The 12164-nt window shown below is 59.3% G+C and carries 12 protein-coding genes; 6 read left to right on the top strand and 6 right to left on the bottom strand.

The window, feature by feature from the left end:
- Together HW452_RS16335 and HW452_RS16330 are read right to left on the bottom strand one after the other, a co-directional pair.
- On the bottom strand, nucleotides 1-217 hold a 217-nt coding region (locus tag HW452_RS16335; RefSeq protein WP_224107159.1), incomplete at its 3' end, for a hypothetical protein.
- A gap of 152 nt (nucleotides 218-369) precedes the next feature.
- A complete protein-coding gene (locus HW452_RS16330; RefSeq protein WP_224107158.1) occupies nucleotides 370-1626 on the bottom strand; it encodes a dicarboxylate/amino acid:cation symporter in 1257 nt (418 codons plus the stop codon).
- A 199-nt stretch (nucleotides 1627-1825) separates the two neighbouring features.
- On the opposite strand from HW452_RS16330, the gene serS reads away from it, so the two are divergent.
- Nucleotides 1826-3103 carry a serine--tRNA ligase gene (gene serS, locus HW452_RS16325; RefSeq protein WP_224107157.1) on the top strand — a complete coding sequence of 426 codons (1278 nt, stop codon included), beginning with the start codon at nucleotides 1826-1828 and terminating at the stop codon, nucleotides 3101-3103.
- Here serS and HW452_RS16320 read toward each other — a convergent pair.
- Nucleotides 3048-3875, bottom strand: coding sequence for an SIMPL domain-containing protein (locus HW452_RS16320; RefSeq protein ID WP_224107156.1), 828 nt, complete (start codon nucleotides 3873-3875; stop codon nucleotides 3048-3050). The two genes, serS and HW452_RS16320, sit on opposite strands and share 56 nt — an antisense overlap.
- Before the next feature lie 181 nt (nucleotides 3876-4056).
- Between HW452_RS16320 and HW452_RS16315 the strand changes: the two genes are divergently transcribed.
- Nucleotides 4057-5202, top strand: a complete 1146-nt coding sequence (locus tag HW452_RS16315; protein ID WP_224107155.1) for an AI-2E family transporter — start codon at nucleotides 4057-4059, stop codon at nucleotides 5200-5202.
- Between the two features lie 42 nt (nucleotides 5203-5244).
- Here HW452_RS16315 and trxA read toward each other — a convergent pair whose 3' ends face one another.
- Nucleotides 5245-5568, bottom strand: a complete 324-nt coding sequence (gene trxA, locus HW452_RS16310) for a thioredoxin (RefSeq protein WP_106376086.1) — start codon at nucleotides 5566-5568, stop codon at nucleotides 5245-5247.
- Nucleotides 5569-5886: 318 nt separating this feature from the next.
- On the opposite strand from trxA, the gene cysB reads away from it, so the two are divergent.
- On the top strand, nucleotides 5887-6861 hold the full coding sequence (cysB, locus tag HW452_RS16305) for an HTH-type transcriptional regulator CysB (RefSeq protein WP_224107154.1): 975 nt from the start codon (nucleotides 5887-5889) through the stop codon (nucleotides 6859-6861).
- A 54-nt stretch (nucleotides 6862-6915) separates the two neighbouring features.
- Here the strand turns inward: cysB and HW452_RS16300 are convergent, their stop codons facing one another.
- Complete coding sequence (locus HW452_RS16300) at nucleotides 6916-7536, bottom strand: phosphoadenosine phosphosulfate reductase family protein (protein ID WP_224107153.1); 621 nt, start codon at nucleotides 7534-7536, stop codon at nucleotides 6916-6918.
- 117 nt (nucleotides 7537-7653) lie between these two features.
- Nucleotides 7654-9018: an aminodeoxychorismate synthase component I gene (gene pabB, locus HW452_RS16295; RefSeq protein ID WP_224107152.1), complete on the bottom strand. Its 1365-nt coding sequence runs from the start codon at nucleotides 9016-9018 to the stop codon at nucleotides 7654-7656.
- A gap of 231 nt (nucleotides 9019-9249) precedes the next feature.
- On the opposite strand from pabB, the gene HW452_RS16290 reads away from it, so the two are divergent.
- The 3 genes from HW452_RS16290 to prpC all read left to right on the top strand — a co-directional run bounded on the left by HW452_RS16290 (nucleotide 9250) and on the right by prpC (nucleotide 12139).
- On the top strand, nucleotides 9250-9990 hold the full coding sequence (locus tag HW452_RS16290) for a GntR family transcriptional regulator (RefSeq protein WP_224107151.1): 741 nt from the start codon (nucleotides 9250-9252) through the stop codon (nucleotides 9988-9990).
- A gap of 32 nt (nucleotides 9991-10022) precedes the next feature.
- Complete coding sequence (prpB, locus tag HW452_RS16285) at nucleotides 10023-10916, top strand: methylisocitrate lyase (protein ID WP_224107150.1); 894 nt, start codon at nucleotides 10023-10025, stop codon at nucleotides 10914-10916.
- 95 nt (nucleotides 10917-11011) lie between these two features.
- Nucleotides 11012-12139, top strand: a complete 1128-nt coding sequence (gene prpC / locus HW452_RS16280) for a bifunctional 2-methylcitrate synthase/citrate synthase (protein WP_224107149.1) — start codon at nucleotides 11012-11014, stop codon at nucleotides 12137-12139.
- Nucleotides 12140-12164: the final 25 nt, after the last annotated feature.

Below are 12164 nucleotides of genomic sequence, written 5' to 3'. Positions count from 1 at the left end.
TGGCCAGGCGCTCGAGGTCTTCGGCGTGGCGCGGAAACACGGCGGCCTGGGGCAGGCGCTGGTAGATCGAGTTGTCGGTGGCGAGCACCGTGCGCTGGGCGTAGTCCGGGGCGATCTCGCCTTCGAAACCGCGTGTTTTAAGGGCTTCCAGAAAACGCAGATAGTGGGTACCCAAGCGTTCAAACGGGGCGCTGCGCAGGTCCAGGGGTGCAATCATATTCGTTCAGGCCGTCACTGCCGGAGCATGAAAAGAGAGCGCTACTTTACCTCAGCGCTTTCAAGGCTGCACCCTAATGGCTGCCTGGCAAGCGGTGGTATCTTGCCACATGCCCCGGGGTGCACCGCGGGGCATGAAGCCTGTCGTGAGCGTCAGGCCTTGTTGTCGGCGTTATAGATATCCAGATTCAATTCGCCTTCGCTTTTGCCCACCAGCGTGGTGACCATGATGTCGCCTGCGACATTGACGCTGGTGCGTGCCATATCCAGAATCCGGTCGATACCGGCGATCACGGCAATGGCTTCCAGTGGCAGGCCAATCTGCGCCATGACGATCGAGAGCATGATCAACCCGGCGCCAGGCACGCCTGCGGTACCGATGGAGGCGAGCGTGCCGGTGGCCACGATCATGCCGTAATCGACCAGCGTCAGCTCGATCCCCAGCATCTGTGCAATAAATAGTACCACCACGCCCTGATAAAGCGCCGTGCCATCCATGTTGATGGTGGCGCCTACCGGCAGCACGAAGCCTGAAACCCCTTCCGAGACGCCCAGGTTCTGCTGCGCACAGCGGATGGATACCGGCAGGGAGCCTGCCGAGGAGGCAGAGGAGAAGGCGATCATCATGGCATCCAGGCTGCCCTTGAGATAGCGCACCGGGTTGAGCCGTCCAAGCAGGCCGATAAAGCCTGAATACACCACCAGGACATGAAGCGCCGAGGCCAGATACACCACGCCGATCAGCTTGGCCAGCGGGAGCAGTATTTCCAGGCCGTACTGGCCGGAAACGTGTGCGATCAGGCCAAATACACCAAAGGGAGCAAATGCCATGACGATACCCGTGAGCTTGTACATTGCCTCGGCAAAGCTGTCGAAGAGGTTCACCAGGGGTTCGCCTTTCTCGCCGATCAGGGTGAGCGATATCCCCAATCCGATCGCGAACACGATGATCTGCAGGATATTGCCGTTGGCAAGCGCGTCAATCGGGTTGCGCGGCACCAGGTCGATCAGTATGGAGGCAAGCGTGGGCGCCTCGCTTGCTTCAACGCTGCCATCAAGACTCATGTTTACGCCGGCACCAGGTTGCAGCAGGGTCGAGAGCAGCAGGCCGATACTGATCGCAAATGCGGTGGTCAGCAGGTAAAGGGAAATGGTGCGCGCGCCAATGCGGCCCATTTTCTGCGGGTCGCGCATTGAAGTGATACCCACCACCAGGGTCGAGAACACCAGCGGTACGATCAGCATCATGATACCGTTGATGAAGATATCTCCCAGCGGCTTGAACACGCTGGCGTCTTCGCCCAGCAGCGCGCCGGCCAGTATGCCGAGTGCCAGACCCGCCAGGATCTTTTTCCATAGGGCGATGCGCCGCCACCATCCGAATGTGCCTTGCGATGTGCTCACGGGCATATCCTCCTTGTCATGCTGATTAATCGATAAGAAACGTGGGCTTACAACTCGGCAGGCACTTTATCACCTTTTGGTGGGCCAGCGCAGAAGCCCGTGGCACGACCCCCATAGCCCCTTGCAGCGCTTTTGCCTACAATAGAGGCCTTTGATGCTGGCGCCAGGCGCCATGTTTAACTGAATTCTGGCCAAGGAATAACTCATGCTCGATCCGAAACTGCTGCGCGGTGATCTGGACGCAGCGGCGCAACAACTGGCGCGTCGTGGCTATGTACTGGATAAAGAGGGGCTGCAGGCGCTGGAATCGCGTCGCCGCGACCTGCAAACGCAGACCGAGCAGCTGCAGAGCGAGCGCAACACACGCTCCAAGGCCATTGGCAAGGCAAAGGCCAGTGGTGAGGATATCCAGCCGTTGCTGGACGCTGTCAGCGACCTGGGCGAGCGCCTGGACAACGCCAAGCGTGAGCTTGCCGAGGTGCAGGAGGCGTGGGACGAAGCGATCAGCGGTATTCCCAACCTGCCGCATGACAGTGTGCCGGAAGGCAAGAGCGAAGATGACAATGTGGAGCTGCACCGCTGGGGCACGCCGCGCGAATTTGATTTTGAAGTGCTTGATCATGTCGATCTGGGCAAGCGGTCGGGCTATCTCGATTTTGAGCTGGCGGCCAAGTTGACCGGTGCCCGCTTTGCCGTGATGCGCGGGCCAATTGCCCGCCTGCACCGCGCCCTGGCGCAGTTCATGCTCGATACCCAAACCGAACGGCATGGTTATGAAGAGTGCTACGTGCCTTATATGGTCAACCGTGACTCGCTGATGGGCACCGGCCAGCTGCCGAAATTCGGTGAAGACCTGTTCAAGCTGGATGACGAGCGCGAGTACCACTTGATCCCGACCTCCGAGGTGCCGCTGACGAATTTTGTCCGCGACGAGATCGTCGATCAGGCAGCGCTTCCCATGAAGCTGACCGCTCACACGCCATGTTTTCGCTCCGAGGCGGGCTCTCACGGGCGTGATACGCGCGGCATGATTCGCCAGCATCAGTTCGACAAGGTGGAAATGGTGCAGATCGTCGAGCCGGAGAAGAGCTATGAAGCTCTTGAGGAGATGCGCGGTCATGCAGAAGCCATTCTACAGGCGCTGGAGTTGCCCTACCGGGTGGTCACGCTGTGTACCGGTGACATGGGCTTTGGTGCGGCCAAGACCTATGATCTGGAAGTGTGGCTGCCCAGCCAGGAAACGTACCGGGAGATTTCATCCGTATCCAACTGCGAGGATTTCCAGGCCCGGCGCATGCAGGCGCGTTTCCGTCACCCTGATGCGAAAAAGCCTCAGCTTCTGCATACCCTGAACGGTTCGGGTCTGGCGGTCGGTCGCTGCCTGCTGGCGGTTCTGGAAAACCACCAGCAGGCAGATGGCTCGGTGGTTATTCCTGCGCCGCTACGTTCCTATCTTGGCGGTCAGGAGCGTCTGGCCCTTTAAGCGTCCACTCGACGTTGACCCCGGCATCGATACGGATGGTGCCGGGGCGATAGTCGCCCTGTTCACCGCTGCCTGCGGCATCACTCTCGGCACGCATGGCCATCATGCGCGGCTGGAAGATGGGCGACTGCGTCTCTTCGATGCGTTGGACATGGCCAAGCTCTGCTTCCAGGGTGCTGGCCATCAGATCCGCCTTGTGGCGTGCCTTTTCAAGCGCCTTCACCAGCGCTTCATCCGTTGCGGCATCGCGGTCCTGAAGATCGAACTGAACACCGTCCAGCGCATTCACGCCTACCCCGATCAAGGCGTTGAGCACATCGCCCAACTGGTCCAGGTTCGTCAATTCAATGCTGAACGGGCGTTCAAGACGGGTACGCTGCATCATCTCCTGGTCGCCGTTTTCGCTACGCGGTGCGGGAACGTGGTCAGGATAGACATTCAGCGAGCCTGCGTTGACAGCGCGACGCTCAAGGCCCAGCTCCTCCATGGCGGCAATCAGCTCGCTGGCACGATTTTCAAGTCGCTCGCGCGCCTCGCCCAGTGCGTCGTTGTCGGTGTCTTCGAGCGACGAGACGGCAGGCGTATTCTCCCAGAGGCGAGCCGTCAGGGTCGCCTGGTCAGGCTCTACTTCGACCCAGGACTGGGCCTGAACGCTCAAGCTTGGCGGCGCCGGTGGAGCGGCAAAGGCAATCGGGGCGCTCAATAGCGCCAACAGAGCGCCACTCAGAATGCCATAGCGAAAACGCGGTAAACGTGCCGGTGTTGGATTCATGGATGATTCCCTTGCTGAATGAAGAGGTGCGTCAACTAGTGTAGACGTTGCTTGGAATGGCCGCGCAAGGGAAAGTTCACTGGCGAAGAGCCGACGCAAAACAGTTGCTTATTGCTTGCACGGTTTGTGCAATGCACATATAGCAGCCATTATGTACGGATAACTGGCAAAGGGCGGGGCTATGGCAAAGTTGTCGGATGATGGTTATCGAAGTCTTCCCTTGAATTCCACCCTGGCATTGGCTGCCCTGGTGGTCATCATCGCGGGGATGAAGCTGGGAGCAGATCTACTTGTGCCCTTGCTGCTGGCTGTATTTATCGCCGTGGTATGCACGTCTCCTGTTCAGTGGCTGCATCGCTGCGGGCTGAGCATGCGCACCGCAGCACTTTTGACGCTGTTCATTCTGCTGGGCTTCTTGTCGCTGCTTGGCGTTCTGGTGGTCAACAGTTTCAGTACCTTCGTGGCGGCGCTGCCTGATATCGAGGCACGTCTTTACGAGCATTACTGGGATTTGCTGAATACACTGGCGTCGCATGGGTTTGCCGTCGACCCTGACCAACTGACGGAAGCATTCGCCATGGACGAGGAGGGGTCCTGGGTTGCTACGCTGCTGAGCGAAATCGGCAACATGGTCATGCAGAGTGGTATCGTGGCGCTGCTGGTCATCTTCATGCTGTTTGAAACGCTCAATTTTCGCCAGAAGGTGTCCCGGGCACTCGAGAACCCGGCCCCGAGTTTGAAGCGTTTCAGCGAGTTCAGCCTTACGCTCAAGCGCTATCTGGCGGTCAAGACCGTGATCAGCCTTGCAACCGGGGTGCTGGTCTGGTTTTCGTGTCTGATGGTGGGTGTCGATTTCCCGCTGCTGTGGGGCGTGCTGGCCTTTGGGCTCAATTTCATTCCCAATATCGGCTCGGCACTGGCGGCGATTCCACCGGTATTGCTGCTGCTGGTTTCCCAGGATGGGGGCGTGCTTCAGGCGCTGCTGCTGGCGTCTGCTTATCTGGTGATCAATTTCGTGCTGGGTAACCTGATCGAGCCTCGCGTGATGGGGCAGGCGCTGGGACTTTCTACTTTCGTGGCGTTCTTGTCGCTGGTGGTCTGGGGGTGGATCTTCGGGGCGGCGGGGATGCTGTTATCCGTGGTGCTGACCATGACGCTCAAGATCGCACTGGACAGCCATCCGCAAACGCGCTGGATTGCGCATTTTCTTGGCCCAGGCAAGCATCGTACGGGGCGTTACCTGAGTCGACAGGATGCCGGGCGGGCGCCGTGGAAGCGCAAAAACGAGGATCAGGCAGGCAAGGGTGAAGAAGAGGGGAGCCCGTAGGCAAGCGACAACCGCCGGCAGCGCCAGCGGTTGTCATGCTTGTCAGGCGTTCTGATCGATGAACTGAGTCAGCTGCGTCTTGGACTGCGCGCCAACCAGTGAGGCGACCTTGGTACCGGACTTGAACAGCATGACGGTAGGCACACCGCGCACGCCTTGCTCAGCGGCAATCTCCGGTGCGTCATCGACGTTTACACTCACCACTTTCAGGTTGTCGCCGCGTTCAGCAGCCACTTCGTCGACCACAGGCGCCATGACTTTACACGGCCCACACCAGGGCGCCCAGAACTTCAGCAGGACAGGCTGTTCGGCATTGAGAACTTCTTGCTCAAAATTGGCGTTGGTAACATCAACATTATTAGCCATTTGCTTCTCCCGTTTGCGTTGCTCTTGCAGTTTCGTTGCCTCAGATGGAGCAACGGTCATTACGCGATAAACCAGCGCATGTTTATTACGCCAAGTCGGCAGATGTTAGCGGCCACGACGATGGCTGGCAAATATCCGCGGCGGATTTGTTGATCGAGCAATTAAATTTATAGATGCGAATGGCCACTTTTTTTTATAATATAAGTGAATTATAAGTTAATTTTTTATGCTAAATAGTGCTTTATGACAGGCGAAGGATGGCTGCAGCTAGCATGTAACCTGCCAGACTGCTGTCAGTATAGATAAGGAGGTGACGATATGAAGCTGCAACAACTTCGCTACATCTGGGAAGTCAACCGACATAGCCTGAATGTGTCCGCAACGGCCCAGAGCCTGTTTACCTCCCAACCCGGTATCTCAAAACAGATTCGCTTGCTTGAAGACGAGCTGGGGGTGGAAATTTTTGCGCGCAGTGGCAAGCACCTGACCCGGGTAACGCCAGCCGGCCAGTCGATTATCGAGCTCGCCGGGCAGGTGCTCAAGCTGACCGAGAACATCAAGCAGGTGGCTCAGGAGCATAGCGATGAGCGCCGTGGCAGTCTGTCCATCGCCACGACTCACACCCAGGCACGCTATGCGCTGCCGCCCATCATCAGTGAGTTCACGCTGAAGTACCCGGAAGTTGCTCTGCACATGCAGCAGGGAACGCCCAAGCAGATTGCCCAGATGGTCAGCGATGGCCAGGCCGACTTTGCGATTGCCACCGAGTCGCTCGAACTGTTTACCGACCTGGTGCTGCTGCCTTGCTACCGCTGGAACCGCTGTATCCTGGTACCCAGGGAGCATGCGCTCGCCTCACTGGAGGGACCGCTGACCCTTCAGGCATTGGCCGAGCACCCGCTGGTTACCTACGTGTTCGGGTTTACCGGCCGCTCGCAACTGGACGATGCATTCAAGGCGGAGGGCCTGACCCCCAACGTGGTACTGACCGCGGCCGATGCCGATGTGATCAAGACCTACGTGCGCCTGGGGATGGGGGTGGGAATCGTGGCGCATATGGCGGTAGACCCGGCGCTGGACGACGATCTGGTGGCATTGGATGCAAGCCACCTGTTCGAAAGTTCGACCACCAAGATAGGAATTCGCCGAGGCACGTTCATGCGTGGCTACATGTACGATTTTCTGACCCGTTTTGCGCCTCACCTGAGCCGTGATCTGGTCGACGAGGCGCTGACTGTAGGGCCACGCTTCGAACAGACCCTGTTCGAGGACGTCGAGCTGCCAGAGCACTGAATCTGGCCTCGGGTCTCACCTGGCCCATGGGGAGTCGCCAGGTGAGCAGGCAGGTCAGTGCTGGAGGTGCAAGCCGCATTCGCGCTTCTCTTCCACCTTGGTGGGGTCGAAGTAGTCGAAGTTGTTCGGCAGGCCACGTGCCTCCAGGTACTGATACATGTCCTTGGCGCTCCAGTGCAGTAACGGCGCGACTTTCACCAGACCGTCGCCATTGCGGCTGACCGGCTGCATCCTGGCACGCTCCGGAGTGTCCTCGGCGCGCAGCGCAGTGAACCAGATATCCGGACGCATCTCGTTCAAGGCGCGCTCGAAGGGCTCGATCTTGACCTCTTGCGTGAATGCCGCGTGGCGCGGGTCGTCAATGCCGGGCATGGGGCCTTCCAGTGCTTCTCGGTGTGCCCGCGTGCGCCTGGGCACGAAACTGACAATGTTAAGGCCGAGCTGCTTGATCACGGTATCGGCGAACTGGTAAGTGGCTTCGGTGTTGTAGCCGCTATCCATCCACACGATCGGCATATCCGGACGCACCTGGGTCACCATATGCAGGATCACGGCTTCAAATGGCCGGAAGTTGGTCGTGCAGATAGGACGCTCGCCCTGAGTCAACGCCCACTCGATAAGCGCCTGGGGGTTGTTGCCCAGGTCGCGATTGATCGCTTCAAGCGATGAGGACATGTTGCCTCCTTGTCATATTGATAAATCACGCGGGTAGGCTATCAAACTGCGCCTGTACACCCCCAATACCGTTTGGTTTGGCGTTTATATTCCTTTTGGATTGAAATCCCGCCTTGCTTATTCCAGCGCCTTGATGAGATGACGAATCTTGTCCAGCGTTTCCGTGTACTCCTCGTCGAGCGTCGAGTCGGCTACCAGGCCACCGCCGCCCCATACGTGCAGCCGACCCTCGCTTGCCGCAAAGGTACGAATGGTGATCGAGGTGTCCATGCTGCCACGAACATCCACATAGCCCAGACTGCCGCAGTAGACGCTGCGCTGACAGGGCTCCAGCTCGGCAATGATCTGCATGGCGCGAATCTTGGGAGCACCGGTGATCGACCCGCCCGGAAATGCCGCCGACAGTAGCGCGATGGGCGAGGCGCTGTGGGCAAGCTCGCCCTGCACGACGCTGACCAGGTGGTGCACGTTAGGGTAGCTCTCAAGTTGGCACAGTTGGGGAACGCTGATGGTGCCTGGCTGGCATACGCGGCCAAGGTCGTTACGCAGAAGATCAACGATCATCACGTTCTCGGCGCGGTCCTTGGTGCTGCTCAGTAGCTGCTCGGCGAGAGCGCTATCCTCTTGCGGGGTGGCGCCGCGGGGGCGAGTGCCCTTGATCGGGCGGGTTTCCACCCGACCGTTGCGGCTTTGAATAAAGCGCTCTGGTGATACCGAGAGAACGGCCTGCTTGTCCCAGGCCATGAAGCCGGAAAAAGGCGTGGGGGTGGCGTTACGCAGGCGCAGGTAGGCCTGCCACTCATCGCCTTCATAGGCGGCTGAAAAGCGCTGGGCAAGGTTGATCTGGTAGCAGTCACCGGCACGAATGTAGCGTTGAACGGCATCAAAGCGTTCGGCGTAGTCGCGGTGCTCTAGCTCGCTCTTGAAGGGCTCGGTGAGTCTGAAGGACGCAGATGCTGTCGGCGCCTCGAGCCAGGCCAATACCTGCTTGCGGCGCTCGTCAGTGGCAACCAGCCACGCTTCACGGGTTGCGTGATCAAGGGTGATGCACCAGTCATACAGGCCAAGGCGTGCTTGAGGGAGGCTTGTTACATCAGGTTGCTGTGCGTCGATCAGGCGCTCCCGGCCCAGATCATACCCCCAGTAGCCGATCAATCCACCCATGAAGGGCAGTTCACTCGCAAGAGCCGATGCGTCAGCGCACTGGCCGGGCAGTTGCTCGAGCAGCCACTGCTGCTGGGCAAAACTGTCGCCGGGAGGCAGGGGGGGGAACTCGGGCTCTGCCGTTAGCAAGGCTGATACACCCTCAGCGCTTACTTCAAGCGTAGCCACGGGGTCGCTACTGATGATATCGAAGCGCCCCTGGGCCACGGGACGGCCGCTATCCAGCAGCACCGCGCCTGGGCGCTGGCGAAGCGCGTCAAACAAGTTCAGCGGGTCAGAAGAGTAGGGCAGAGTGGAGATCGACAACGCCGTGGTCATGGAGCAAACGCCTAGCCGGTAAAAGGCGCCTATATTAGAGCTCGCATGACGCCCATGCCAGTACCATGCATGACGCATTTCTCACACTCGCAGAAAGATTGTTGACACTGTCAGGCGTGATAGACTTTTTGACTACAACGAAAGATGCATTGGTGGGCCGATTTACAAGGTTGACGGTTTATTGCCACAGGGCTAAAGTTTCACTACTTTCTTAATTGTCGACAATTTGCCATGCACTTACCCGTTTCTTCTCCCTACCCGACCGAGCTTGCACCTGACATGGTGACGCCCGAAGTGCGCACACTCGCCGAGCGGGTATTTCACCAGTTGCAAAGCGACATTGTACGCGGTGTGCTGGCACCGGGCAGCAAGATTACCGAGCCAGGACTCGCCAAGACCTACGGCATTTCCCGGGGGCCGTTGCGAGAGGCCATGCGCCGCCTGGAGTCGCACCGGCTGATCGAGCGCGTGCCCCATGTGGGCGCCCGGGTAGTCAAGCTGTCGATGAAAGAGCTGATCGAGCTGTTTGACGTTCGTGAGGCCCTGGAGAGCATGGCGGCAAGGCTCGCCGCCGAGCACATGACCGCCGAGGAGATCCAGGGCCTGCGCGATGTGCTGACCCTGCATGAAAGTCAGGCCGATCTGCAGCGGGGTGAAGCCTACTACCAGCGTGAGGGCGATCTCGACTTTCACTACCGTATCGTGCAAGGCAGTCACAACAAGATGCTGATGAGCCTTCTTTGCAACGATCTTTACTACCTGGTTCGTCTGTACCGCACCCAGTTCAGTGCCAGCGGCACGCGCCCCCAGCGCGCCTTTGTCGAACATCACCGTATCGTGGATGCCATCGAGGCCGGGGATGCCGAGCTTGCCGAACTGCTGATGCGCCGTCATGTCAGCGCATCCCGGGCCAATGTGGCTGATCGCTACGCGGCCACGCTCGAACAATCCTCTGTAACGCAGGCCGAGTGAGCGGCCCGCCCCAATTGCCAGGAGCCATTCTAATGTCGACGCTTACCCCCGGCGCCCGTTTCAAGGCCGCACTTGAAACCCATCGTCCGCTCCCCATTCTTGGCACCATCAATGCCTATACCGCCCTGATGGCCGAGCGGGTAGGCCATCAGGCGATCTACCTTTCCGGTGGCGGTGTGGCCAACGCCTCCTTCGGTCTGCCGGATCTGGGCATAACGACCATGAACGACGTGGTGGAGGATGCTCACCGCATCTGCGGGGCGACCGAGCTTCCGCTGCTGGTGGATATCGATACCGGCTGGGGCGGTGCGTTCAACATTGCCCGCACCGTAAAGGAAATGCAGCGCGCGGGGGTCGCGGCGGTGCATGTGGAAGACCAGGTGGCGCAGAAGCGCTGCGGGCACCGGCCGAACAAGGCGATCGTCTCCCAGCAGGAGATGGTCGATCGGATCAAGGCCGCCGCAGACGCGCGGGTCGATCCGGACTTCTATCTGATCGCACGCACCGATGCGTTTCAGAAAGAGGGGCTGGATGCTGCCATCGAGCGGGCCAATGCCTGTATTGACGCGGGAGCAGATGCCATCTTCGCCGAAGCGGTGCATACCCTGGATGACTACAAGGCCTTCTGCGAGCGCGTCAATGCGCCGATTCTGGCCAATATTACCGAGTTCGGCGCCACGCCGCTGTTTACCCAGTCAGAGCTTGGCGATGTGGGCTGTCGCATGGTCCTCTATCCGCTTTCTGCGTTTCGTGCCATGAACGCCGCTGCGCTCAAGGTCTACCAAAGCATTCTGGAGAATGGCCACCAGAAAGAGGTGGTGCCTCTCATGCAGACCCGGGATGAGCTTTACGACTTTCTCAACTACCACGATTTCGAGCAGAAGCTGGACGCGCTGTTCGCCGAAAAAGGCGACGGGCAGCAGTAGTGCGTTCCATCCATCCTCAGATTGGCGATCAACACCAGCTTGACGACCAACACCAGCTTGACGACCAACAACAAGAGCAGGACAGGAGACACACCATGGCTGATAAACCCGTGACAGGTGCAGGACTACGCGGCCAGAGCGCCGGTTCCACCGCGCTGTGTACGGTAGGCAAGACAGGCTCGGGCCTGACCTACCGCGGCTTTGATATCAAGGAGCTTGCCGAGAAGGCCAGGTTCGAAGAAGTGGCCTACCTGCTGCTGAAAGGCAAGCTGCCCAATCAGGCCGAGCTTGATTACTATATCGACCGGCTCAAGCGCCTGCGTGGACTGCCCGATGCGCTGAAAACCGTGCTGGAGCAGATTCCCAGAGATGCCCACCCGATGGACGTGATGCGTACCGGCACCTCGATGCTGGGCAATCTCGAGACCGAGGAGAGTTTCGACCAGCAGCAGGATGTGGCCGACCGCCTGCTGGCCGTACTGCCCTCGATCATCTGCTACTGGTACCGTTTCTCCCACGATGGCGTGCGTATCGACACGCAAACCGATGATGTGTCCGTGGGCGGGCATTTTCTCAACATGCTGCGCGGTGAGCCTGCCTCCGAGCTGCACGCGCGCGTCATGAACGTTTCGCTGATCCTCTACGCCGAGCACGAGTTCAACGCCTCGACCTTTACTGCCCGGGTATGCGCTTCGACGCTTTCCGACATGCACTCCTGCGTGACCGGTGCGATTGGCTCGCTGCGTGGCCCGCTGCACGGTGGCGCCAACGAAGCCGCCATGGCGATGATCGAGCAGTGGACCTCGCCGGACGAGGCGGAAAGCAAGATCATGGGCATGCTGGAGCGCAAGGACAAGATCATGGGCTTTGGCCATGCCATCTACCGCGAGTCCGACCCGCGTAACGAGATCATCAAGGAGTGGTCCAGAAAACTTTCCGAAGACGTGGGCGATAACGTGCTCTATCCAGTGTCCGAGCGTGTGGAAGAGGTGATGTGGCGTGAGAAGAAGCTGTTCTGTAACGCGGATTTCTTCCACGCAAGCGCCTATCACTTCATGGATATTCCTACCAAGCTGTTTACGCCGATCTTTGTCATGTCGCGCGTTACCGGCTGGGCGGCTCACGTATTCGAGCAGCGTGCCAACAATCGTATCATTCGCCCCAGTGCGGATTACACCGGCCCCGAGAAGAGTGCCTGGGTGCCGATAGAAGCGCGTGATTGACCGCGTGGCCCGGCCCAAGCTGCCG

This window comes from Vreelandella aquamarina (assembly GCF_020075495.1).
Classification (GTDB): domain Bacteria; phylum Pseudomonadota; class Gammaproteobacteria; order Pseudomonadales; family Halomonadaceae; genus Vreelandella; species Vreelandella aquamarina_A.
The sequence above is the reverse complement of the archived record's forward strand: the minus strand, read 5'-3'. Positions and strand labels throughout refer to the sequence as shown.